The organism is Litoribaculum gwangyangense, from assembly GCF_039543505.1.
Lineage (GTDB): Bacteria > Bacteroidota > Bacteroidia > Flavobacteriales > Flavobacteriaceae > Litoribaculum > Litoribaculum gwangyangense.
In genome coordinates, this window is record NZ_BAABJW010000004.1 from 1 (window position 1) to 24,239 (window position 24,239).

Below are 24,239 nucleotides of genomic sequence, written 5' to 3' on the forward strand. Positions count from 1 at the left end.
ATTAGTGGGAGAGTAGGTCGTTGCCTTTTTTGGAGGCCCTTCATAGAAATATGAGGGGCCTTTTTGTTTGTGTTAAAATCCTTGATTTTTTTTGATAATTGTTAGAATACTTTTGATGGTACTAGGAGAGGTTCAACAAAATATAAGGCAAAAGGGTTTTATAAAGGATGGTTTTGAATCAAAAACAAAAAATCCCGTAAACATGGATGTTTCGGGATTTTTTCGTGGTACCTCCAGGAATCGAACCAGGGACACAAGGATTTTCAGTCCTTTGCTCTACCAACTGAGCTAAGGTACCTCGCTAAAGCGGTTGCAAATATAAATTCATTTTTGTTATTCGCCAAATGAAAGTTGTAAAAAATAGGATATAATGTCTTATTTATTTTAAATAGCTTGATTATAAATGGTTATTAACATAAAGTTAAATAGGAATGTAATTTAATGTTGGTTTTGTAGATTTACCTTTTCAATAATATTATGAATTTAATTATAGACATAGGGAACTCTCTTGCTAAAATAGCTCTTTTTAAAGACGGAAAACTTAAGAGAAAAGAGATAGTTGGTATTCAGGATATTTTTGATTTTGTGACTGATATAAAAAATAAATATCCTAGCATTAAAAATGCTATTATTTCATCTGTTGGTAAATTAAAAAAGAGTGATTTTGTTAAATTGAATGACTTATTTTATTTACTTGTTTTGGGTTCTGAGACACATCTGCCTTTTAATAATTTATATGATACACCAAAAACATTGGGAGTAGATAGGATGGCTTTGGTCTCAGCCTCAGTCTATAAATTTCCTAAAAACAATGTTCTTATAATTGATGCGGGTACTTGCGTTACCTATGATTTTATTACATCGAACAACGATTATATTGGTGGTGCTATTTCCCCAGGGTTACAAATGCGTTATAAATCTTTACACGCTTTTACCGCAAATTTACCGTTATTAGAAGCTGAGAAACCAAATCATATCATTGGTAAGTCAACTAAAGGTTCTATCCATTCTGGAGTTGTTTTTGGTATTTTAAATGAAATAGATGGTGTTATTGATACTTATAAACTTAAATATCCAGATTTAACAGTTATTTTAACAGGTGGAGATGCTATATTCTTGTCTAAACAATTAAAAAGTAGCATATTTGCCCTTCCTAATTTTCTTTTAGAGGGATTAAACTATATTTTACAATATAATACACACGAATGATAAAAAAACTTCTGATAGTTTTTATTGCATTAATTGCAATTTACGGTCATGCACAAGAAGGTACAGCTTCACCCTATTCATTTTATGGTTTAGGTAACTTAAAATTTAAAGGAACTGTAGAGAATAGAAGCATGGGTGGGTTGAGCATTTATACGGACAGTATTCATGTAAATTTACGAAATCCAGCTTCCTATTCGGGAGATAATTTAGAGATTTGGGGCAATGAAAGTAGACCAGTTAAATTTACAGTTGGAGGGAGTTACTCGAGTATCGATTTAAAGAGCGATTCTGGTAGTGATAATGCTTCTTCTACAACGTTTGATTATTTAGCTATAACGATTCCAGTTGGTAAATTTGGTTTCGGTTTTGGGCTTTTACCTTACACATCTGTTGGGTATAAGCTAGAATCTTTAAATAGCGATGGTGATATAGAAAATAGATTTAGAGGTGAAGGAGGCTTAAATAAAGTGTTTTTTGGCATAGGATATCAAATTGCTCAAGGATTAACTGTTGGGGCGGATATTCAGTATAATTTTGGAAACATTCAAAACAACGTTATTGAATATCAATACGACAATGGTGTGCCTATACAGTTTCAATCCAGAGAGATTAATAGATCTGATTTGAGTGGGTTAAATTTGAATTTAGGGATTTCTTATAAAACCATGCTAAACGATAAGCTTGAGGTGGTTTCAGGCGTTACTTACAGCCCTGAAAGTTTATTGGCATCGCAAAACCAGCAATCGTTTTCAATAATTACGATTAACTCAAGTACGGGTCAAGAATTCGAATTAAATACTGTTGAAGTAGATTTAGAATCGATGGGATTGCTGAAAACCGATGTGATTTTGCCGTCAAAATTTTCAGCAGGTTTTGGTATTGGTGAACCTAGAAAATGGTTTGTAGGAGCTGAATATTTTTTTCAAAATACTAGCAATTTAAGAAATGCTATACCCAATAGTAGTAATGATACAAATTATGAAGATGCTACAAGCATTTCAATAGGTGGATTTTTTATACCTCAATACAATTCCTTTACAAGTTTTATTAAAAGAACTGTTTATAGAGCGGGAGTGCGCTTTGAAAATACAGGTTTAATTATTAATAATCAATCCATAAAAGAGTTTGGCATATCTTTTGGTTTAGGATTACCAGTGGGAGACGCTAGATTGCTATCAAATGCAAACTTAGGCTTTGAAATTGGAAAAAGAGGTACAACAAACAGTAATTTAATACAAGAGAATTTTATTAATTTCCAATTAAGTTTATCTTTGAATGATAGATGGTTTCAAAAAAGAAAATATGACTAACAGCATAAAATTATTATCATGAAGAAAAAAATTACATTATTATTAGCAGTACTATTTATAGGGCTTAGTTTTGGTTTTGCACAGCAAGATGAAGAGTGTATGACAAAACTATCTATATTTCATGAGTATGTAAAAGCAAAAAACTTTGATGCAGCTTATGAACCATGGATGGATGTTAGAAAAAAATGCCCGAAATTTAATAATGCCATTTACGTTGATGGTGAGAAAATTTTAGAACATAAAATTGAAAATTCTGCTGGAGCAGAAAAAGAAGCTTTTATTAACGACCTAATAAAATTATGGGAAGAAAGAGGTGTGCATTTTGCTAGTAAAACGCCCAAAGGTGAATATGCAGCTCAATCCTGTCAACTTCTTTACGATAATAAAGATATCATGCACAAAAGCACTGAGGAGCTTTATGCGTGTTTTGATGCTGCTTACAAATTAGATAAGGAAACATTTACAAACCCAAAAAGTTTATATACTTACTTCTCTTTAATGGTTGATTTGTATGATGCCAAGAAAAAATCCGCTTCAGATTTATTTAATAAATATGATGATGTAGTAGAAAAAGTTGAGGATGAAGTGAAAAACTACTCAGAGAAATTAAATAAACTTATAGAAAAAGATTCAACGGGAGCGTCATTCACAAAAAAAGAAACACAATACCAAAAATTTTATAATAGCTATTTGAATGCCTATGAACAAATTTCTGAAGGGATTGATAAAAAATTAGGTGATAGAGCCAATTGTGAAAACTTAATTCCATTGTATCAAAAGGATTTTGAAGAAAACAAAACAAATGCTGTTTGGTTACAAAGAGCTGCTGGAAAAATGTCTGAAAAAGAATGTACTGACGATCCTTTGTTCTTCAAGTTAGTAAATGCATACCATGAGTTAAGTCCTTCTGCAAATTCAGCTTATTACTTAGGTATATTAAAAGATAAAGAAGGTAAATCAAACGAAGCTATTGAGTTTTACAAACAAGCTATTTCTTTAGAAACTGATAATTTTAAAAAGGCCAAACTTAATAAAAGAATTGGATTAAAATTGAAAGCAAAAGGAAGTTATGGTCAGGCTAGAAACTTTTTTAGACAAGCTCTAAGGTTGAATCCTTCAGATAGCAGCCCTTATTTATCTATAGCTTCTATGTATGCTTCTAGTGCCAATAGTTGTGGTGATACCCAATTTAACAAAAGAGCGGTGTATTGGTTAGCTGCCGAAGAAGCAAGAAAAGCTGGAAGTGCAGGTTCCCAGTCTGTTGAAAGATACATGGCTTTGGCTCCATCAAAAGCAGATATTTTTAGTTGCGCCTGTTCAGGAGAGGTAATTAAAATAGGTTGTTGGATTGGTGCTTCTGTTACAGTGCCGAAAATTTAATGACAAAGAAAATAACATATAATATTTTAAACATAGTCACCATAATTATGGTGACTATGTTTTTTTCATGTAAAGACAACTTCAAGGAAGTTCAAAAAATTGGTATTTCAGAAAATGAACCTGTAGGGATTGATTACAACATCAATTTAAAATATACCGATTCGGGTAGGGTAACTGCAAATTTAATTAGTACTAAAACACTGGATTATTCGAACAGGGATTTTCCATTTCGTGAATTTACGGATGGTGTAACTCTGTATATTTTCGATAAAGACAATAATAAAAGTACCATTGTAGCAGACTATGCTATTATTTATAATGACACAGATTTAATAGACATGCAAAACAACGTGGTTATCACAACCCACGACAATAAGGTTTTAAAAACAGATCAGTTGTTTTACGATCAAAAAAAAGAGTGGCTTTATACCAATAAACCTGTATCCTTTAAAACGGAATCCGATGTTATTAATGGTAATGGTTTCGACTCTAATTCAAAATTCACGAATGCCGAAGTGTTGGAAGTAACAGGAATAATTACGTTAGAAGACTAATTTAAATATCCTCATAAACTAAAAGAACTTCTTATCCAATTTTAAGTATCTTTACACTTTATAAAATTCAAAAATTTCAAATGAAATATGATAAAATTTTTCAATATGCTTACTTGGTATTTGCTGTCTTGTTTTTATATGATGGTATATCAAAATGGAATGATGGAACAAATGGTGCCTACATTTCATTAGGACTGGCAGCCTTGGCTGTATTTATGTTTTTCTTCAGAAGAAAGTTCAGTAATAAATTTGAAGATAGAAATAATTCCAAATAAATGAGCATTTATGTAATTATCATAATTGTTTCTTTAATTCTATCAGCCTTTTTCTCGGGTATGGAGATTGCTTATGTGTCTTCAAACAAAATACATATTGAAATTGAAAAGAAACAGGATGGTATATTGGCTATTATTTTGAGTAAACTTACTGCTAAACCCTCAAAATTTATTGCAACCATGCTTATTGGTAACAATATAGCCCTAGTTATATATGGTTTTTTCATGGGCGATTTATTGGTCAATTGGTTTCAATCCATGCTACCAACATCTAATGGTGTTTTAAACTACCTTTTAACAGATTTAAGTTTATTATCCCAAACGGTATTATCAACCTTATTGATTTTAATAACTGCCGAATTTTTACCAAAAGTATTTTTTCAAATATATTCCAATACCTTAATCAAGGCTTTGGCTATACCAGCTTATTTGTTTTATGTGCTATTTACATGGATATCCAATTTTGTCATATGGATTTCAGATTTTGTGCTTAAATATTTATTCAAAACAGAGGGCGATCAAATTCAATTGGCGTTCACAAAAGTAGAATTAGGAAATTATATTAGTGAGCAAATGGAATCTGTCCAAGAACATGATAATGTAGATACCGAAATACAAATTTTCCAAAATGCTTTAGAGTTTTCCGAAGTTAAGGCACGCGAAGTCATGGTACCGCGAACCGAAATTATTGCTGTTGAAGTTAATGATTCCACAAAATCTCTAAACAATCTTTTTACAGAAACAGGCTGCACAAAAATATTAGTTTACAAAGAAACCATTGATGATATTTTGGGTTATGTGCACTCTTTTGAGTTGTTTAAAAAACCCAAAAGCATAAAATCGATGATGTTACCTGTAGAGTTTGTTCCAGAAACGGTTCTTATAAAAGACGTTTTAGGCGTACTGACTAAAAAACGAAAAAGTATCGCTGTTATTTTAGATGAATATGGAGGAACATCTGGTATAATGACGGTTGAAGATATTGTTGAGGAATTATTTGGCGAAATAGAAGATGAACATGATTCCATAGATTTAATTGAAGATAAATTAGATGATGAAACATTTAAGTTTTCTGCAAGACTAGAAGTTGATTATGTAAACGAAACTTATAAAATGGATCTGCCTGAAAGTGAAAACTATGAAACCCTTGGAGGGCTTATTGTGCATCATACGGAAGAGATTCCAGATCAAAATGAAATCGTTAAAATTGATAGCTTTCAATTTACCATTTTAGAAGTCTCCAATACTAAAATTGATCTGGTAGAACTTAAAGTGTTACGCGAAGATTAAAATACTTGGTTCTTCTTTTATTATTGAACAGAAAATGGTATTTTCGCGCACGATATTTTTGTCAGCAAATAATAAAATTTACCAACTTAACAAGTAATCCCAAAAACGGATTTATTAAAAATTTAATTTACAAATGGCAGTTTTAAATAAGATAAGACAACGTTCACTATTCTTAATATTAATCATCGCATTAGCGCTATTCTCTTTTGTTTTAGCAGATTTATTTAAAAACAGTGATGCATTAACCTCAAAATCCCAAAATATTGTCGCCACCATTAATGGTAAAGACATAACACGTGAAGACTTTTTACAAAAAGTTGAAGCCTTGCAAAGGCAAATGGGACCAAATGCTACTAATACCCAAGTTATGAACCGCGTTTGGGAGCAAGAGGTAAGACAAGCTGTTATGGAAACCCAATACGAGGAATTAGGAATTTCTGTTGAGAAAGACCAAATGAGAGATTTATTAAAAACATCCTTGGCAACGAGCCCTGAGTTTTTAAATGAAGCTGGTGTTTTTGATGAAAATAAATTAAACGAATATATTGCTAATTTAAAAGAAACCTCGGCTGCAGCTTATGAAAGTTGGGTTAATTATGAAAAGCAAGTAGCTGCTAATGCATTACAGCAAAATTATTTCAATCTGGTCAAAGCAGGTTTAACAGGAACCTTAGCAGAAGGAGAATTAGAGCATAAATTAGAAGGCAATAAAGTAGATATTAAATACGTGCAGGTTGCTTTTTCATCCATTCCAGATAGTACGGTAACCGTATCAAAATCAGATATTTCAAACTATATCAAGGAGCACAAAAAACAATATGAAGTTGAAGCTTCTAGAGATATAAGATTTGTTCAGTTTAATGAAGTGGCTTCAATTGAAGATGAAAATGCCATAAAAACAGAGCTTGAAACTTACTTAAATGGAAGATTTGTTGATGAAACTGGTAGAAAAGATACTATTGTTGCGTTTTCTAAGGTAAAGAATAATGAAGATTATATAAACCACACAGCTACTTCAGATTTGAAATTTGATGAACGTTTTATTTTCAAATCAGAATTACCAACTGCTGCAGCTGATAGCATCTACAATTTAGAAGAAGGAGAAGTTTATGGTCCATATAAAGACAATGGATACTTTAAAATTTCTAAGCTAATTGCTGCAAAACAAATTCCAGATTCTGCTAAAGTCAGACACATTTTGATCCCTTTTAGAGGAGCCCAAAGTGCTGCTCCTGATGTTACCCAAACAGAAGCTGAAGCTAAAACCACAGCAGATAGTTTGTTAATCATATTAAAATCTAATCGCTCTAAATTTCCAGAATTTGTAACCCAATTTTCATCAGATCAAGGAAGTGTTGAAAATGAAGGACGTTACGATTGGCACCCATATAATACCATGGTTCCAGAATTTAATGATTTTGAGTTTAATGGAAATGTTGGTGATTTAGGAGTTGTTAAAACAATTTTTGGTTTCCACATTATCGAAATAGAAGGGCAGAAAGATAAAAGTAAAGCAGTTAAAGTTGGTACTATTGCAAGAAAAATTGAGCCTTCAGAAGCTACTAGCGACAAAGTATTTAGAGATGCTTCCAATTTTGAAATCAATGCCGGAAAAGGCGATTTTGAAGCATTGGCCCAAGAAAACAGTTATGTAGTACGCCCTGTTAATGGTATTAAAATTTTAGACGAATCCATACCAGGAGTTGGGAATCAAAGACCTATTGTGCGTTGGGCTTTTGAAGAGGAGGCAGAAGTAGGTGATATTAAGCGTTTCAGTATCCCAGGAGGTTATGTGATAGCCCAATTAGTAGCGAAACATAAGGAAGGTTTAATGTCTGTTGAAGATGCTACTGTTACGGTGTTACCAATTATAAGAAAAGAGAAAAAAGCCAAAATAATAAGAGATAGAGTTTCTGCTTCATCGTTAGATGATTTAGCTGCTGCTGAAAATACTTCGGTAAGATCTGCTACTGGAATTAATATGAAAAACCCAACCATTTCAGGAGCTGGTAGAGAACCATTAGTGGTTGGTGCGGCATTTGGATTAAATGAAGGCGAAACCTCAAGATTAATTGATGGCGCAAATGGTGTTTACATGGTTCAAGTAACCAAGGTAACTCCAGCTGTTGAGCTAGATAATTATCAAGCGGCAGCAAATAGAGTAGAACAACAAAAGGCAAGTGTAGTAAACACTAAATTATACAATGCCCTAAAAGAAGCTGCAAATATTGAAGATAATAGAGCTAAAACTCAAATTCAATAATATTTTAATAGATATTTAAAGGAGCCTCGTTTATCGAGGCTTTTTTTATCATTTTTGGCTATTATTTAATAAGAACTGTTGATAACTTAACGGTAAGTTTTCTTCCAAAAACCCTACTTTTGTAAAGATAAAAAGATAAAAGATTATGTCTGATACCATAGAAAAAGTAAAATGCTTGATAATAGGTTCTGGTCCTGCAGGGTATACAGCAGCTATTTATGCGGCAAGAGCTAATATGAAACCTGTTTTATATCAGGGAACACAACCGGGTGGACAATTAACAACGACAAACGAGGTTGAAAATTTCCCTGGTTATCCTGAAGGTATTACGGGCCCGGAAATGATGATGGAATTGCAGAGGCAGGCTGAACGTTTTGAAACGGATGTGCGTGATGGATGGATTACAAAAGTTGATTTCTCAGGTGATGTGCATAAAGTTTGGGTTAACGATACTAAAGAAATTCATTGTGATACTGTAATTATTTCAACAGGTGCTTCTGCAAAATATTTGGGTTTGGATTCCGAACAAAAGTATTTAAAATTAGGTGGTGGTGTTTCAGCATGTGCTGTGTGTGACGGCTTTTTTTATAGAAATCAAGAAGTGGTTATAGTAGGGGCAGGAGATTCTGCTTGTGAGGAAGCACACTATTTATCAAAGCTTTGTAAAAAAGTAACTATGTTAGTCAGAAGAGATGAGTTTAGAGCATCAAAAATCATGGCTGCTAGGGTTAAAAACACTGAAAATATTGAGATTTTATTCAATACAGAAACAGATGAAGTTTTAGGTGATGGTCAAGTAGTAACTGGGGTTCGTGTTTTTAACAATAAAACTAAGGAGAAAAAAGAAATTCCAGCAACAGGTTTTTTTGTAGCTATAGGGCATAAACCAAATACAGATATTTTTAAGGACTATTTAAACTTAGATGAAACAGGTTACATTAAAAATATTCCAGGAACCTCTAAAACCAACATCGAAGGTGTTTTTGTATCAGGTGATGCTGCTGACCATGTTTACAGACAAGCTGTTACAGCTGCTGGTACAGGTTGTATGGCGGCTTTAGATGCAGAACGTTATTTGGCGGCAAAAGATTCTACTTTTGAAGTTTCGACTTCAACTTATAATTAAATGAAATTAAAAAAAGGAAAAGTCAAAGTTTAAATGCTTTGGCTTTTGTATTTATATAAAAATATGTTTTCTTTGAAAACTATTTTTTAAACGGGATGTGGCGCAGTCCGGTTAGCGTACACGGCTGGGGGCCGTGTGGTCGCAGGTTCAAATCCTGTCATCCCGACAATATGTTTTATGTAAATTCAAACAGTTTTTTATTGTGCTAAAGTTGCCTTTAGCTATTATAAAATCCTGTTTTAGATAAAATGGCTTATTTAGCTTAATATCAAAATATTATTGATTAATCGTTTTTTTTGATATTTTTAATCACGTAATTGCTTCTTAGTCTATTTTTATTTCTTCAATCAAGCTTTATGAGTTTTCGAACAAAAGTCATAAAGTTATATTAGATTTTATTTTTTTTGATATTAATGGGGTGATTTTTACCTGATAGTACAGGATAGGCTTTTTTTTTAATATCCTTTAATTTATAAAGTTAGATAATTTTGTTTTTTTTAATATTCTAATTCGATATTTAATGAAAGTCTATCAATTTTCAATAAATAAACACTCACTATGATAATCTTTTTATCGAAATGATTAATGGCACTTTGAAAATAAAAAATATTGGTGGTAACGATATTCCGTTATACAAAAAAATATTTAATGCTTTTAGAGAATCTATAGAAACTAATTCTCTTAAATCAGGTGATAGTATTCCTTCTATAAATGAGTTTAGCAAAGACTACAAAATTTCAAGAGATACAGTTTTTAAGGCCTATACCCTCTTGAAAAATGAAGGTTTTATAAAATCTACGCCTAATAAAGGATATTATATAACCGATAGCAAAATTAAAGTGCTATTATTGATAAGTACCTTCAAGTCGTATAAGGAGGTGTTGTATCATTCGTTTATGCAAAATTTACCAAATAACGTTATCGTTGATTTACAATTTCATCATTATAGTGTCAAAAACTTTAAATCAATGTTGGACATTCAAAATGGTAAATATTACAAGTATATTGTAATGGGTTTTGATCATCCAGAAGTTAAGAAGGCTCTTAGCAAAATTGATGAACGAAGACTCTTATTAATAGATTGGGATTTACATTCTAAAAAAGTAAGTAATTTTATATTTCAAGATTTTGGTCAGGGGTTTTACAATTGTCTAGTGGAAGCGTTGCCTTTATTTAAAAAATATAAAGCCATTAATTTTATTTATCCAGAATTTACATATCATCCTTGGGAGAGCGTTATTTATTTCAAAAAATTCTGCCAAACACATAACCTTACGTTTGATGTTATAAAAAGCTCTAAAAACTTTATTGTTAACAAAGATACCGCATACATAACGGTAAACGATAGAATGCTGTATGAGTTACTAGATCAGTGTTTAAATTATAATTTTGAATTAGGTAAAGATGTTGGTGTTTTATCATATAATGAAACTCCAATTAAGAGATTTACTTATAAAGGTATTTCAGTTGTTTCGGTTGATTTTAAAGATTTTGGAGTAAAAGCCGCTGAGTTTGTTACTTCGGACAGTAAAATACAAACATATTTACCAACACAACTTATTTTAAGAGAGTCTTTGTAATATTTGTTTGTTAATGTCTTTACTAATACTATACTTTCAAATTTATAGTACAAACTATTAAGACAAATAAAGATAATTTAATTCATATCATAAAAAGTTTATTTATTTAATCAACTCTAAGGTAATAATCATTATTTTTAGCAAAAATAAGCAGGACAGGGCAGGACGGTTGATTTTTGGTTCTTCCCTAATTTTGTTTGTATTCTGCTTATAAATTTCAATTATCAAATTGTAAATAATAATAGGTGATGACTGAGTTTATGAATTTTTAAAACCTAACCAATAACTAAAAAATACATGAGTAAAACAATCGTTTTAACAGGTGCGGGAGGCGTACTTTGTGGAACAATAGCTAAGGCTCTTGCCAAGGAGGGGCACAATATAGCTGTTTTAGATTTGAGAAAGGAAGCGGCAGATAAAATTGCTGATGAAATAAAAGCAGCAGGAGGTAATGCTATAGGTGTTTCTGCAAATGTGCTCGAAAAGGAATCTTTGGAAAAGGCCAAACAAGAAGTGAACAACGCGTTTGGAACTTGTGATATTTTAATAAATGGCGCTGGAGGGAACCATCCTTTGGGTACAACATCTAATCCATTTTTTTTAGAAAGTGATCTTGATAATGCAACAGAAGGATTTAAAACATTTTTTGATTTAGATCCAACTGGGATTAAATTTGTATTCGATTTGAATTTTATAGGAACTTTATTGCCTACTCAAATATTTGCCAAGGACATGATTGGAAAACAGGGATGTAGTATTTTAAATATTTCATCCATGAATGCTTTTACACCATTAACAAAAATACCAGCTTATAGCGGCGCTAAAGCAGCTGTTTCTAATTTCACACAGTGGCTAGCAGTACATTTTTCAAAAGTAGGTATACGCGTTAATGCCCTTGCTCCCGGATTTTTTTTAACAGACCAAAACAGAACGTTATTAACCCAAAGTGATGGTAGTTTAACAGCTCGTGGAAACCAAATCATTGAACAAACACCTATGGGCAAATTTGGAGAACCGGAAGATTTGGTTGGTACAACTTTATGGTTGTGTGGCGAAGGATCTTCTTTTGTTACAGGGGTAGTTGTGCCAATTGATGGAGGATTTAGTGCTTACAGTGGTGTTTAAAACAATATTCATTTTAGAGGTATTTGGGTCTTTTGCTATTCCTAAATACTTAGCAGACGATTATTAGACTACATTTGTTACAAAGGGTATAAAATCAATTTAGTTTTACTAAGAAACACTTGGATTAGAAACAAAAACTAAAAAAGAAGTTTTGAGTTTTCAAAATAAATAGAATATGAATCAGACTTTGATACAGGAAACAGTTAACTATTTTTTAGGTGAAAGAAATGATTATGCCCCTTTAGAAGATGGTGCTTTGGTGGTATCAATTATTTAGGATGTTACAAAAAAATAATTAAAATATAATGGAACAAACATGGAGATGGTACGGGCCAAATGATCCCGTTTCGTTGTCAGATATAAACCAAGCAGGTGCAACAGGTGTTGTTTCTGCTTTACATCATGTGCCAAATGGCCAGATATGGAGTATTGAAGAAATAAATAAAAGAAAAAGTCAAATTGAAAAGGCCGGACTTACTTGGAGTGTAGTCGAAAGTATTCCAGTGCATGAAAATATAAAAACACGGTCCGGTAATTATCAATTGTATACAGATAATTATAAAAAAAGTATAGAAAATTTGGCTAAATGCGGTATCAACATTGTATGCTATAATTTTATGCCTGTTTTAGATTGGACAAGAACAGATTTAGAATATCAAGTAGAAGATGGTTCTAAGGCCTTACGTTTTGACATAGTTGCTTTTGCTGCATTTGAGTTGTTTTTATTGAAACGACCGGGAGCTGAAAAGAGTTATACTGAGCAGCAACAAAAAGCAGCTAAAGCATATGTTGAAAATATTTCTGAAGACCAAAAAAATAAATTAATAAATAATATTATTGCAGGTTTACCAGGAGCCGAAGAAGGTTACACTTTAGAGCAATTTCAGACCATACTGGACACATACAAACATATAAATGCTAAAGCCTTGAGAGATAATTTAGTGTTATTTTTAAAAGAAATAATACCAATAGCTTCCCAAAATAACGTGCTTATGTGCATTCATCCAGACGATCCACCGTATCCAATATTAGGGTTACCAAGAGTAGTGAGTACTGAAGAAGATTATGCTTATTTATTTAATAATGTTCCAGATAGAGCTAATGGCATCACTTTTTGCACGGGATCATTAGGTGTTAGAGCTGATAACCATTTAATTAAGATTTTTAAGCGTTTTGCTGATAGAGTACATTTTTTACATTTAAGAAGTACAAAAAGAGACGAATATGGTAATTTTTATGAAGCTAATCATTTAGAAGGCGATGTAGACATGTATGGTGTTGTTCAGGCTATATTAACGGAAGAAAAAAGAAGAAAAGAGGAAGGAAGCACTGATTTTAATATCCCCATGAGGCCAGACCATGGGCATCAAATGCTTGACGATTTAAATAAAAAAACAAACCCAGGGTACTCGGGTATTGGCCGGCTACGCGGATTAGCGGAATTAAGAGGATTGGAATTTGGTCTAAAACACACTATATAACATAAAATCATTACAAGATGAAAACCTATTACGAAACACGATATGCATCAAGTCCACAAGGCGTAAAAAGTTATGATACACAGCAATTGAGAGATGAGTTTTTAATTGAGAATTTAATGCAACAAGATCAAATTGTTTTAGTGTATTCACATTATGATAGATTTATATCTGGCAGTGCGGTACCTACAGTGAATCCTCTGAAATTAGAAGCTATAGATCCTTTAAAAGCCGACTATTTTTTAGAAAGAAGAGAATTGGGCATTATTAATATAGGAGCGGAAGGAATTGTTAAAGTTGGTGATTTGGAATATGTTTTGCAGCATAGAGAGGCATTATATGTAGGCCAAGGAAATAAGGAGATCACTTTTTCTAGTAAATTGGCTACAAATCCTGCATTATTCTATATAAATTCAACGCCAGCACATAAGACATATCCTAATAAAAAAATTGGTATTAATGATGTTGAGGTTATTGAGCTTGGTGCTCCTGAAACGGCAAATGCACGTACTTTAAGGAAGTATATAGTAAACAGCGTTGTGGATGTTTGTCAATTACAAATGGGAATGACAACTTTAAAATCGGGTAGTTCTTGGAATACAATGCCTGCACACGTACATGATAGAAGAATGGAAGTCTATTTTTATTTTGAAATTTTAGAAGACCAAGCCGTATGCCATTTTATGGGACAGCCACAAGAAACTAGGCATATTTGGGTAGCAAATAATCAAGCAGTAATATCACCGCCTTGGTCTATTCATTCAGGTTCAGGAACCAGTAATTACTCATTTATATGGGGTATGGCCGGAGAGAATCTTGATTATGGAGATATGGATCATTGTAAAATAAACGAATTAAAATAAAATATAAAGTATGTCAATAAACTTATTTGATTTAACAGGGAAAGTAGCATTAGTAACAGGTGCTGTACACGGATTAGGAATGGCTATGGCCAAAGGATTAGGTAATGCTGGAGCGACTATAGTTGTAAATAACAATTCAACTGATAAGTTAGAGGAAGCTGTTGCTGAATATAAAGCATCTGGTCTTAATGCTTTTGGATATGTTTTTGACGTAACCGATGAAAAGGCAGTTCAAGAATCAATTTCAAAAATAGAAAAGGAAGTAGGCCCTATAGATATCTTGGTCAACAATGCAGGTATTATAAAAAGAACACCCATTATTGATATGGAAGTTTCAGATTTCAATGCCGTAATTCAGGTAGATTTAGTAGCACCCTTTATTGTGTCAAAGTCTGTGGCAAAAGGAATGATTCAAAGAGGAGGTGGAAAAATTATAAATATCTGTTCTATGATGAGTGAATTAGGAAGAGATTCTGTTAGTGCCTATGCATCTGCAAAAGGAGGTTTAAAAATGTTAACGAGAAGTATGGCCACCGAGTGGGCTAAATATAATATTCAAACCAATGGTATAGGTCCTGGTTATTTCGCAACCTCGCAAACTGCACCTATCCGTGTTGACGGCCATCCATTCAACGAATTTATTATAAGCAGAACTCCGGCTGGTCGTTGGGGAGATCCAAATGATTTAGCGGGTGCCGCAATATTTTTGTCATCCAAAGCTAGTGATTTTGTAAACGGTCATGTACTTTATGTAGATGGCGGCATACTTGCGACCATAGGTAAACCCTCAAATGAGAATTAATATGAAAAATATAATATTTTGCCTGTTTTTAACTGTTTTTGCATTTATGTTTAGTTGTAAACAATCGGCCTATGTTATTACAGTTACCAATACATTAAATACTCCAAGATCTTTTGAAACCGTTGAGATTAGCAAATCTAATATAAACTTAAAAGAGAACGATAGTTTTGAAAATTTAATGGTGAGAGATTCTGAAACAAATGAAATTTTAGTGTCTCAATTTGTAGATAATAATCAAGATGGTAAAGCAGATGTGCTTTTGTTTCAACCAGAAATAGATGCCAATACTAGCAAACAGTTTCAACTTGTTATTTTAGGAGAGGAATCTAAACCTGAAACCATAGAATATTGTTATTCAAGGTTTGTTCCTGAAAGAACAGACGATTATGCTTGGGAAAACAACAAAGTGGCTTTTAGAACTTTTGGGCCAGTTGCCCAAAAAATGATTGAAGATAATATAAAAGGAGGTACTTTATCGAGTGGTATAGATGCATGGTTAAAGCGAGTTGATTATCCCATCATCAATAAATGGTACAAAAGAAATGACGAAAAGTTGGGAGCTTATCACTATGATGAAGGTGAGGGTTTAGATAATTTTCACGTAGGTATTAGTAGAGGTGTGGGAGGTATTGCCGTAAAGATTGATACCTCGTATTATATTTCTAAAAATTTTACCTCATGGAAAACCATTACCACAGGCCCTATTAGAACCAGTTTTATTCTTGAATATGCAGATTGGGATGCCAATGGACAAAAAATTTCTGAGGTTAAACATATTTCATTAGATTATGGAAGTAACTTATCAAAATTTGAAGTTGAATTATCTGGGGCCACATCCATTCATGCAGGTTTAACATTACACGAAAAAGATGGCATACCTGCACAAAATGATGATGCAGGATGGATATCTTATTGGCAACCACATGGTGATTCCGAGTTGGGAACAGCCATTGTAGTTCCTAATGGCCAATTGATCTCAAGCGAATTATTCGATACGCCAATTAAAGATTGGAGTAATTTATATGCACAAATCAGATTGAACCAAGGAAAAGCAATTTATTATGCGGGATTTACTTGGAAAGAGTCAAAACAGTTTAATTCAAAATCAGAATGGGAGAAGTATTTAACAGAATTTTCAAATAGAGTGAATAATCCCTTATTAGTGAACTACAACTAATTTTCGTTCATGAATTCAATAAATGTTATAACTGATAATTTTATTTTACAATCACAAGTTGCAGAGCTCCTCTATCATAATTTCGCTAAAGATTTACCCATTATAGATTACCACAACCACTTATCTGCTAAACAGATTGCTGAAAATAAACCAATTAAAAATATTACTGACGCATGGTTACAAGGCGACCACTATAAATGGAGAGCCATGCGAGCAAATGGTATTAATGAAATTTTCATAACAGGTTCTACAACCTCCAAGAAAGAAAAGTTTTTAAAATGGGCAGAAACGGTGCCTTATACCTTAAGGAACCCATTGTTTCATTGGACACATTTAGAACTTAAAAGATATTTCAATATAGGTGAGTTGTTACAACCTAGTTCCGCTGAGTCTATATACGAAAGAGCGAATGCTGTTTTAGAAAACAAAACCCCAGCCCAATTATTAGAAGATTTAAAAGTGGAAGTAGTTTGCACCACTGATGATCCCATAGATGATTTAAAATACCACAAGGAAATTGCACAAAAAGAGTTTTATACAAAAGTTTTACCCACATTCAGGCCAGATGCGTTATTACTTATAGAAAAAGAAAGTTTCAAAAATTATATTGATAAGCTATCAAATGTTGTTGGGTTTTCTATAAATTCTCTAAATGATTTATTAAAAGCCATAAAAAGTAGAATCGACTTTTTTGATGAAGTTGGATGTCGTTTGTCCGATTATGGTTTGGAAGAAATATTTGCTTCAGATTACAATGAAGAAGACGTAAATTCGATATTTAAGAAGCGTTTGTTGGATAGTAAATTATCAAAAGAAGAAAGTAATGTTTACGCATCTTGCATACTTGATAAGCTTTGTAGAATGTATCATTCCAAGGGTTGGACCCAACAATTTCATATTGGTGCTCTTAGAAATAATAATAGCAGATTATTAGACGAAATTGGTTTGGATGCTGGTGTAGATTCGATTGGAGAATTTCCTTCGGCTAAAGCAATGTCTAAATTATTTAACAATTTAGATAGGTCTAATCAACTCACCAAAACAATTACTTATAATTTAAACCCCTCACAAAACGAAGTATTTGCTACCATGATGGGGAATTATAGTGAAGCAGGCATTCCTGGAAAAATGCAATGGGGCTCTGGTTGGTGGTTCTTAGACCAAAAGGATGGTATGGAAAAGCAATTAAATTGTTTGTCTAATATGGGGCTTTTGAGTCGTTTTGTTGGTATGCTTACTGATAGCCGAAGCTTTTTGTCTTTTCCACGACATGAATACTTCAGACGTATCTTATGCAATCTGTTGGCTGAAGATGTCAAAAAAGGACTAATACCAAACGATATCGAATTTTTAGGAAAAATGGTACAGGATATATCTTATTACAATGCTAAAAATTATTTTGGCTTTAACACATAAAAAAATGAAACAGATCGTTTTAGTTTGTTTTTTGGCTTTCGCGCTTAGCTCTTGTAAAAAACAAGGCAGTGTACAAACACTTTATTTGGCGCACACGCTACCTCAAACACATCCAGTACATAAAGGTATTTTGGAGTTTAAAAAAGCTTTAAATGAAAAATCTAATGGTAAAATGGATGTAAGAATATTTCCTGATGGGCAGTTAGGTTCAGAGCGTGAAGTACTTGAGCTATTACAAATTGGGAGTGTAGCAGTCACTAAGGTTAGCGCTGCGACCTTATCTAATTTTGTGCCAGAATATCATGTTTTAGGGGTCCCTTATTTATTTCGCGATAAGCAACATCAATTTGAGGTATTAGAGGGTGAAGTCGGTAAGTCTATTTTGGAAAAAGGAAGTAAATTTTGGTTAAGAGGACTTTGTTATTACGATGCGGGCAGCCGGAGTTTTTATACGGCCAATAAAGCCATAAGAACCCCTGAGGATTTAAAGGGATTAAAAATTAGGGTTATGAACAATCAAATGGCTATAAATATGGTTAATGCTCTGGGAGGCTCACCAACACCAATGGCTTATGGTGAGTTGTATACAGCCATTCAGCAAGGAGTAGTGGATGGTGCAGAGAACAATCCACCGTCATTTGTATCGTCAAATCATCATGAAATCAGTAAATATTTTACCATAGATGAACACTCGTCTGTGCCGGATGTACTATTAATAGGAACCAAATTTTGGGATAAATTATCTAATCAAGAAAGACAATGGGTTCAAGAGGCTGCAGACGAATCTGCTAAGGCACAAAAAATATTTTGGCAAGAGTCTGTTGAAGAATCTATGGAAATTGCTAAGAAATTTGGTGTTGAGATTATTATACCAGAAAAATCGTTATTTCAAGATAAATCTAAATCGGTATTGGAAGATTTTTTAAAAGATTTTCCAGAAATGACCGATATTGTAACTAAGATAAATAAACAATAATTATGAAAATTGCTAATATTTTTTTTAATAAAGCCTGCAAAATCATGGAGATTTTCTTGGTTGTTATTTTCGGGTTATTAGTTGTCGATGTTCTAAGTCAGGTATTTTCAAGGTATCTTCTAAATACATCATTTGCTTTTACTGAAGAGGTAGCCAGATTTTCACTTATTTGGCTATCAATTCTTGGGGCTGCCTATTTGAATGCCAAACGGTTGCATTTAACAATGGATTTTTTGTACCAAAAATTCTCAGAAAAGAATAAAAAAAGAGCATTACTATTTACAGAGGTATGCATTTTTACTTTTGCTTTAATAGTTATGGTGATAGGGGGTTTTAATTTAGTTTACATTTGTTTAAATCTAAATCAGCTTTCTGGAACTTTAGAAATACCCCTTGGCTATATTTATGCCATTCTTCCCATTAGTGGTTTACTAATTATGTGGTTTTCTGTTTACCATTTTTTTAAAATTAAAGCTAACCAAATAAACGAATAATCATGAGTATAGAAGTAATAAGTATTATTGTTTTATTTGCTAGCTTTTTTATTTTATTGTTGCTTAAAGTACCTGTTGCATATAGTATTGGTATTTCCACAACGCTTAGTTTATTATTAAACATTGACAGATTACCAGGGTTAACTACTATTGCCCAACGCATGACAACGGGAATAGATAGTTTTGCGCTTTTAGCCATACCCTTTTTTGTATTAGCCGGAGAGATAATGAAACGAGGCGGAATCGCCAATAGACTCATTAATTTTGCTAAATCATTAGTTGCTAGTTTGCCAGGAGGTTTGGCTTATGTAAATGTTCTAGCTTCTATGTTGTTTGGAGCTATTTCTGGTTCAGCTATCGCTGCAACCTCTGCCATAGGTAGTATCATGACAGATAGAATGGAGGAAGAAGGTTATCCAAGAGAATTTAGTGCTTCTGTAAATATTACATCCTCGACAACCGGTTTGTTGATACCACCTAGCAATATACTTATAGTTTACGCTTTAGCCAGTGGTGGAACGGCATCAGTTGCTGCTTTATTTGTAGCAGGTTATTTACCCGGTATTTTATTAGGTTTTGCCATTATGGGGTATATTGCCTTTGTAGCGATTACTAGGGGATTTGTTAAGGGCGAACGTGCACCTTTATCACTTATTTGGAAATATTTTAGGAAAGCCTTTTTTAGTCTTTTAATGTTAGTAATAGTCGTAGGTGGTATTGTTGCTGGAATTTTCACAGCTACTGAGGCATCTGCGATTGCCGTTTTATATGCGGCAATTTTAGCACTTATTTATGGCGATATTTCTACAAAAGATTTTCCTGAAATATTATTGACGAGTGCAAAAACAACAGCAGTAGTTATGTTCTTAATTTGTACATCTATGGCCATGTCTTGGTTGTTTTCTTTTGAGGGTATACCAGAGCTAATTAGTAGTTTTTTATTAGAGCAATTCAGTAATAAAATCGTAATATTTCTAGTGATTAATTTAGTGTTACTAATTATTGGCACGTTTATGGATATGACGCCAGCGGTACTCATTTTCACACCCATATTTTTACCAGTTGTGGTTGCTTTGGGCATGGATCCTGTACATTTTGGGATTGTGTTAGTACTTAATTTGTGTATTGGCTTATGTACACCTCCTGTGGGTACCATCCTTTTTGTTGGTAGTGGTGTAGCGAACGTTTCTGTATCTCAAGTTGTAAAACCATTAATACCGTTTTTGTTAATAATGGTATTAGTCCTTTTAATAATAACTTACATTCCCCAAATATCTATGTGGTTGCCTGGGTTATTTGATTTGTAGTAAACCCTTATTTTATCTATTTTAACCAAGGTGGCCATGTTTATATGAATATGGCATGATATTTAATTTGGGAATATTTTGTTTTCCCCCTAGTTTTATACATACTATTGTATCATTATATAGCGCAAAAAATAAATATGAATAAAAATGGGCGCAATCTACAAAACAACTCAATATCTTAGGAAGATACTTTAAATCATAGTACCTGGCAAAAAATTAAAATTGCAAACTTTCTTTACATTTTTCATGTTAAATTTAATAGTTGCGTATTTGTTAAGTTATTCTTAAATTTTTTTTATCAAATTACAACAAAATTTAAGTTTAACAGGATAGCACAGGATACAGTTGCTTCACCTTATTTGTAAAATTGTTAAAATATTGTGAAGATTTTTATGTTTTCTGCTTATCCTAGCAATATTTAATGTTACTAAATAAAACGTTAAAACTTAGAATCAATTATGAAACAAAAATTTAACAGAAAATTTTCTGTCTTTGGCTGGTTACTGTTATTTGTACTAGTATGCTCCAGCTTTACTAGTGGTGGTTTGCATGCACAAGAAAAGATTTCAGGTACTGTTACTGGGCCTGGTGGTATTCCAATACCGGGGGTAAACGTTGTACAAAAAGCTACTAACAATGGTGCGGTAACCGATTTTGATGGAAACTATACCATAACTTTAAGGGCAGGGGATAAAACCCTATCCTTTTCTTACATTGGTTATGTAACTAAAGAAATTGATGTGAGCGGCAAGAGCCAAGTAAATGTTGAACTGGTAGAAGATGTTCAAAGTTTAAGCGAAGTAGTCGTAATAGGTTATGGAGCTCAGAAGAAAGAAAGTGTTGTAGGCGCCATAGGTCAAATAAAGGGCGAGGACTTGCAAGAATTAACCATGGGTATTACTAATGTACAGGAAGCGCTTCAAGGGCAATTGCCAGGTGTTACGACCATTCAAGCTAGTGGTGTTCCAGGACGTGACGATGTACAGATTTTTATTCGTGGTCAGGCCTCTTGGAATGGTTCTGGACAACCGTTAATACTTGTAGATGGTGTGGAAAGAAGTATTACTAATATTGATTTTAATGATATTGAGAATCTTTCGGTTCTTAAAGATGCCTCTGCTACAGCAGTTTTTGGTGTGCAAGGTGCAAATGGAGTTATTTTAATTACCACAAAACGAGGGCAAAAAGGTAAAGCTCAATTGTCATTACAGGCCAATACAACTTTTAAGTTTGTTTCCAAATTGCCTGAAAAGCTAGATACCTATGATGCTATACTAGAAGCAAACTCATCCATTATGCGCGAACTAGCTCAATTTGAAGATTCTTGGAACAGGATTCGTCCTTTAGCTATTGCCGATAGATATCGCAACCCAGCAAACGAGCAGGAAAGATTAATATATCCTAATGTGAACTGGAGGGATGTGCTGTTAAAAGATTTTGCTCAAGACTATCGTGTTAACTTAAGCGTAAGAGGGGGAAATAATAAATCTAAATATTTTGCCAGTTTAGCATACCAAAAAGAAACGGATATTTTTGATGGTAAAAGTTTCGATAATGGAAAAGGATATGAAAGTGAGTTTAGCTACGACAGATTTAACTTCCGTAGTAATATCGATTTTGATCTTACAAACACAACAGAACTTTCTGTAAATCTAGGTGGTTTTTATGCTATTCAGGTAACGCCAGGTAACTTAAATTTGGTTACAAACGCCATTTATGAGCTAGCTCCAAATGCCTACAACCCCATTTTTCCAGATGGTTTCTATGGTAGAGATAATGGTGATGTTTTCGCAAATACCAACCCTTTAGTAACTTTAACTAATACAGGTTACACAACTGATAGAAATTTCACAATTAATAGCGATTTTATTTTAAAACAAAATTTAGATTTTATAACTAAAGGTCTAAAATTACAAGCACGATTTTCATTGGATAATTACTCTTCAAGTCGCCAGCAGTTAAGTGATCCAGGGGGTGGAGGTCAAGAAAATGTTTTTTACCGGGTGTATAACGAATTTTTCGAAGAGCGTATTGAGTCCCCGGATGGTGTCAATGATTTTGCTTTTAGACCAACTCCATGGACCCTTGGTGCAGAAAGTATTCAAAACGGTTCAATTCGTTCTAATTTATTATATGATTTTTCGCTTAATTACGCTAATACCTTTGCAGAGAAACATTCGGTTACAGGATTGGCATTGGTTAGACGTCAAGAACGTGGTGTGGCTAATGATTTTTCTATCTTCCGTGAAGATTGGGTAGGTAGGGTAACTTACGACTACGATAAAAGGTATTTCTTGGATATCAGTGGTGCTTACAATGGTTCTGAGAAGTATGGTCCTGGGTACCGTTTTGATCTTTTCCCTGCCGCAGCAGCGGGTTGGACGGTCTCTAACGAGTCATTTATGAGTAACGTGGATTGGGTGAATCTACTTAAATTTAGAGGTTCCTACGGAAAAATTGGTGACGATCAAGGAGGAAATAGATTTGAATATCAACCCATCTGGAACATTGGTGGTGGGGCATTTATAAACCCTAATAACTCTGGTGAGCGCTCAGGATATGTGTTTTATAGTGAGGGGAATGTAGGTAATGCCGATTTGCGCTGGGAAACGGCCATAAAATATAATATTGGTGCAGAAATTGGCTTGTTTAAGAATGCCATTTCTGCAGAACTAGACTTTTTTGGAGAAGATCGTAGCGATATTTTAATACCGAGTACTCAAAGAGCGGTACCAGATTGGTTTGGTGCTAGCCCTCCTGCATTTAATAGAGGTAAAGTTGAGGTACGAGGCTTTGAGATAGTTTTAAGTGCTAATCATACCTTTGGTAATGGGTTGAATATTTTTGGTAATTTTAATTATACACAAGCTAAAGATCTTGTCATAGACAGAGAGGATCCAGAACTTCGTCCGTTTTACCAAAAAGCGGCTGGTTATCCTATTGGTCAACCAAGATCAGCTATTCCTGCAGGTATTAATGGTAGTTTGGATGATTTGTATAGTTCAACACCATTGGTTAATGGGCAAGATTTTATACGAACTGGATATTATAATTTGGTAGATTTTGACGGAGACGGTGTTTATAATGGTGCTTTTGATAATGTGCCCTTTGGTTATCCAGTGCGTCCTCAAAGAACTTGGGGGGCTACCGTAGGTGCCAGATATAAAGGATGGAATTTATCTGTACAGTTCTATGGTACCCAAAATGTAAATAGAAGTTATGCTAGTAGAACTTTTAGTAATCAAATTGATACGTTTTTTACGCATGAGTTAGGCTACTGGACTGTAGACAACCCTTCTGGTACAAGAACACAGCCAACTTACTCTTTTACACAAGGTGCTACGGATCCTAGATCAAACTTTTGGGATGGGTCATTAACAAGATTGAGAACGGTAGCTTTGAGTTATAAAGTGCCGAAAGAAACCTGTGAAAAATTAGGTCTTAAAGCGTTAACTTTTTTAGCTAATGGTAACAACTTGTTCTTATGGACAGATTTGCCAGATGATAGGGAATTTAATGGTAGTCTAACTGCAGATTCTAGTTTTAGAGGAGATTATCCTAATTTGGCAAGATTTAACTTCGGTTTCAATATAGATTTTTAAAAAAAATGAGAA

The 24,239-nt window shown here is 33.4% G+C and carries 19 protein-coding genes and 2 tRNA genes; 20 read left to right on the plus strand and 1 reads right to left on the minus strand.

Annotated elements, in window-relative coordinates; genetic code table 11:
• Positions 1 to 225 precede the first annotated feature (225 nt).
• Positions 226 to 298: transfer RNA gene (locus ABD963_RS11450), tRNA-Phe, on the minus strand.
• A 179-nt stretch (positions 299 to 477) separates the two neighbouring features.
• On the opposite strand from ABD963_RS11450, the gene ABD963_RS11455 reads away from it, so the two are divergent.
• The 20 genes from ABD963_RS11455 to ABD963_RS11550 all read left to right on the plus strand — a co-directional run bounded on the left by ABD963_RS11455 (position 478) and on the right by ABD963_RS11550 (position 24,227).
• Positions 478 to 1,209, plus strand: a complete 732-nt coding sequence (locus tag ABD963_RS11455; protein ID WP_345277115.1) for a type III pantothenate kinase — start codon at positions 478 to 480, stop codon at positions 1,207 to 1,209.
• Positions 1,206 to 2,519 carry a BamG family beta-barrel-assembly machinery protein gene (gene bamG, locus ABD963_RS11460; RefSeq protein WP_345277116.1) on the plus strand — a complete coding sequence of 438 codons (1,314 nt, stop codon included), beginning with the start codon at positions 1,206 to 1,208 and terminating at the stop codon, positions 2,517 to 2,519. The genes ABD963_RS11455 and bamG overlap by 4 nt, the downstream gene beginning before the upstream one ends.
• 18 nt (positions 2,520 to 2,537) lie before the next feature.
• Positions 2,538 to 3,899 (plus strand): hypothetical protein, encoded by a 1,362-nt coding sequence (locus ABD963_RS11465; RefSeq protein ID WP_345277117.1) that lies wholly within the window; start codon positions 2,538 to 2,540, stop codon positions 3,897 to 3,899.
• Positions 3,899 to 4,453 (plus strand): LPS export ABC transporter periplasmic protein LptC, encoded by a 555-nt coding sequence (gene lptC, locus ABD963_RS11470; protein WP_345277118.1) that lies wholly within the window; start codon positions 3,899 to 3,901, stop codon positions 4,451 to 4,453. The genes ABD963_RS11465 and lptC overlap by 1 nt, the downstream gene beginning before the upstream one ends.
• An 80-nt stretch (positions 4,454 to 4,533) precedes the next feature.
• Positions 4,534 to 4,728, plus strand: a complete 195-nt coding sequence (locus tag ABD963_RS11475) for a hypothetical protein (RefSeq protein ID WP_345277119.1) — start codon at positions 4,534 to 4,536, stop codon at positions 4,726 to 4,728.
• Positions 4,729 to 6,018, plus strand: coding sequence for a hemolysin family protein (locus ABD963_RS11480; protein ID WP_345277120.1), 1,290 nt, complete (start codon positions 4,729 to 4,731; stop codon positions 6,016 to 6,018). It abuts the gene before it with no gap.
• A gap of 133 nt (positions 6,019 to 6,151) precedes the next feature.
• On the plus strand, positions 6,152 to 8,281 hold the full coding sequence (locus ABD963_RS11485; RefSeq protein ID WP_345277121.1) for a SurA N-terminal domain-containing protein: 2,130 nt from the start codon (positions 6,152 to 6,154) through the stop codon (positions 8,279 to 8,281).
• Positions 8,282 to 8,426: 145 nt separating this feature from the next.
• The gene (trxB, locus tag ABD963_RS11490; RefSeq protein ID WP_345277122.1) at positions 8,427 to 9,407 is read left to right on the plus strand and encodes a thioredoxin-disulfide reductase; all 981 of its coding nucleotides are present in this window, start codon (positions 8,427 to 8,429) and stop codon (positions 9,405 to 9,407) included.
• Positions 9,408 to 9,498: 91 nt separating this feature from the next.
• Positions 9,499 to 9,573, plus strand: a tRNA-Pro gene (locus ABD963_RS11495).
• 427 nt (positions 9,574 to 10,000) lie between these two features.
• Positions 10,001 to 10,987, plus strand: a complete 987-nt coding sequence (locus ABD963_RS11500) for a GntR family transcriptional regulator (RefSeq protein WP_345277123.1) — start codon at positions 10,001 to 10,003, stop codon at positions 10,985 to 10,987.
• 297 nt (positions 10,988 to 11,284) lie between these two features.
• Positions 11,285 to 12,112, plus strand: a complete 828-nt coding sequence (locus ABD963_RS11505; protein WP_345277124.1) for an SDR family oxidoreductase — start codon at positions 11,285 to 11,287, stop codon at positions 12,110 to 12,112.
• A 305-nt stretch (positions 12,113 to 12,417) separates the two neighbouring features.
• On the plus strand, positions 12,418 to 13,593 hold the full coding sequence (gene uxuA, locus ABD963_RS11510) for a mannonate dehydratase (RefSeq protein WP_345277125.1): 1,176 nt from the start codon (positions 12,418 to 12,420) through the stop codon (positions 13,591 to 13,593).
• Positions 13,594 to 13,610: 17 nt separating this feature from the next.
• Positions 13,611 to 14,453: a 5-dehydro-4-deoxy-D-glucuronate isomerase gene (gene kduI, locus ABD963_RS11515; RefSeq protein ID WP_345277126.1), complete on the plus strand. Its 843-nt coding sequence runs from the start codon at positions 13,611 to 13,613 to the stop codon at positions 14,451 to 14,453.
• 10 nt (positions 14,454 to 14,463) lie between these two features.
• Complete coding sequence (locus ABD963_RS11520; protein WP_345277127.1) at positions 14,464 to 15,255, plus strand: gluconate 5-dehydrogenase; 792 nt, start codon at positions 14,464 to 14,466, stop codon at positions 15,253 to 15,255.
• Position 15,256: 1 nt separating this feature from the next.
• Positions 15,257 to 16,432: a DUF4861 family protein gene (locus tag ABD963_RS11525; RefSeq protein ID WP_345277128.1), complete on the plus strand. Its 1,176-nt coding sequence runs from the start codon at positions 15,257 to 15,259 to the stop codon at positions 16,430 to 16,432.
• Between the two features lie 9 nt (positions 16,433 to 16,441).
• The gene (gene uxaC, locus ABD963_RS11530; protein WP_345277129.1) at positions 16,442 to 17,848 is read left to right on the plus strand and encodes a glucuronate isomerase; all 1,407 of its coding nucleotides are present in this window, start codon (positions 16,442 to 16,444) and stop codon (positions 17,846 to 17,848) included.
• A gap of 4 nt (positions 17,849 to 17,852) precedes the next feature.
• On the plus strand, positions 17,853 to 18,824 hold the full coding sequence (locus ABD963_RS11535; RefSeq protein ID WP_345277130.1) for a TRAP transporter substrate-binding protein: 972 nt from the start codon (positions 17,853 to 17,855) through the stop codon (positions 18,822 to 18,824).
• 44 nt (positions 18,825 to 18,868) lie between these two features.
• Positions 18,869 to 19,318, plus strand: coding sequence for a TRAP transporter small permease (locus ABD963_RS11540; protein ID WP_345277131.1), 450 nt, complete (start codon positions 18,869 to 18,871; stop codon positions 19,316 to 19,318).
• Positions 19,319 to 19,320: 2 nt separating this feature from the next.
• Positions 19,321 to 20,625, plus strand: a complete 1,305-nt coding sequence (locus tag ABD963_RS11545; RefSeq protein ID WP_345277132.1) for a TRAP transporter large permease — start codon at positions 19,321 to 19,323, stop codon at positions 20,623 to 20,625.
• A gap of 458 nt (positions 20,626 to 21,083) precedes the next feature.
• Positions 21,084 to 24,227 (plus strand): SusC/RagA family TonB-linked outer membrane protein, encoded by a 3,144-nt coding sequence (locus ABD963_RS11550; protein ID WP_345277133.1) that lies wholly within the window; start codon positions 21,084 to 21,086, stop codon positions 24,225 to 24,227.
• Positions 24,228 to 24,239: the final 12 nt, after the last annotated feature.

What these genes read in the sequence shown, in the direction of transcription:
- ABD963_RS11455 (WP_345277115.1), top strand. Translation starts at nt 478, where the DNA reads ATGAATTTAATTATAGACATAGGGAACTCTCTTGCTAAAATAGCTCTT.
- bamG (WP_345277116.1), top strand. Translation starts at nt 1,206, where the DNA reads ATGATAAAAAAACTTCTGATAGTTTTTATTGCATTAATTGCAATTTAC.
- ABD963_RS11465 (WP_345277117.1), top strand. Translation starts at nt 2,538, where the DNA reads ATGAAGAAAAAAATTACATTATTATTAGCAGTACTATTTATAGGGCTT.
- lptC (WP_345277118.1), top strand. Translation starts at nt 3,899, where the DNA reads ATGACAAAGAAAATAACATATAATATTTTAAACATAGTCACCATAATT.
- ABD963_RS11475 (WP_345277119.1), top strand. Translation starts at nt 4,534, where the DNA reads ATGAAATATGATAAAATTTTTCAATATGCTTACTTGGTATTTGCTGTC.
- ABD963_RS11480 (WP_345277120.1), top strand. Translation starts at nt 4,729, where the DNA reads ATGAGCATTTATGTAATTATCATAATTGTTTCTTTAATTCTATCAGCC.
- ABD963_RS11485 (WP_345277121.1), top strand. Translation starts at nt 6,152, where the DNA reads ATGGCAGTTTTAAATAAGATAAGACAACGTTCACTATTCTTAATATTA.
- trxB (WP_345277122.1), top strand. Translation starts at nt 8,427, where the DNA reads ATGTCTGATACCATAGAAAAAGTAAAATGCTTGATAATAGGTTCTGGT.
- ABD963_RS11505 (WP_345277124.1), top strand. Translation starts at nt 11,285, where the DNA reads ATGAGTAAAACAATCGTTTTAACAGGTGCGGGAGGCGTACTTTGTGGA.
- uxuA (WP_345277125.1), top strand. Translation starts at nt 12,418, where the DNA reads ATGGAACAAACATGGAGATGGTACGGGCCAAATGATCCCGTTTCGTTG.
- kduI (WP_345277126.1), top strand. Translation starts at nt 13,611, where the DNA reads ATGAAAACCTATTACGAAACACGATATGCATCAAGTCCACAAGGCGTA.
- ABD963_RS11520 (WP_345277127.1), top strand. Translation starts at nt 14,464, where the DNA reads ATGTCAATAAACTTATTTGATTTAACAGGGAAAGTAGCATTAGTAACA.
- ABD963_RS11525 (WP_345277128.1), top strand. Translation starts at nt 15,257, where the DNA reads ATGAAAAATATAATATTTTGCCTGTTTTTAACTGTTTTTGCATTTATG.
- uxaC (WP_345277129.1), top strand. Translation starts at nt 16,442, where the DNA reads ATGAATTCAATAAATGTTATAACTGATAATTTTATTTTACAATCACAA.
- ABD963_RS11535 (WP_345277130.1), top strand. Translation starts at nt 17,853, where the DNA reads ATGAAACAGATCGTTTTAGTTTGTTTTTTGGCTTTCGCGCTTAGCTCT.
- ABD963_RS11540 (WP_345277131.1), top strand. Translation starts at nt 18,869, where the DNA reads ATGGAGATTTTCTTGGTTGTTATTTTCGGGTTATTAGTTGTCGATGTT.
- ABD963_RS11545 (WP_345277132.1), top strand. Translation starts at nt 19,321, where the DNA reads ATGAGTATAGAAGTAATAAGTATTATTGTTTTATTTGCTAGCTTTTTT.
- ABD963_RS11550 (WP_345277133.1), top strand. Translation starts at nt 21,084, where the DNA reads ATGAAACAAAAATTTAACAGAAAATTTTCTGTCTTTGGCTGGTTACTG.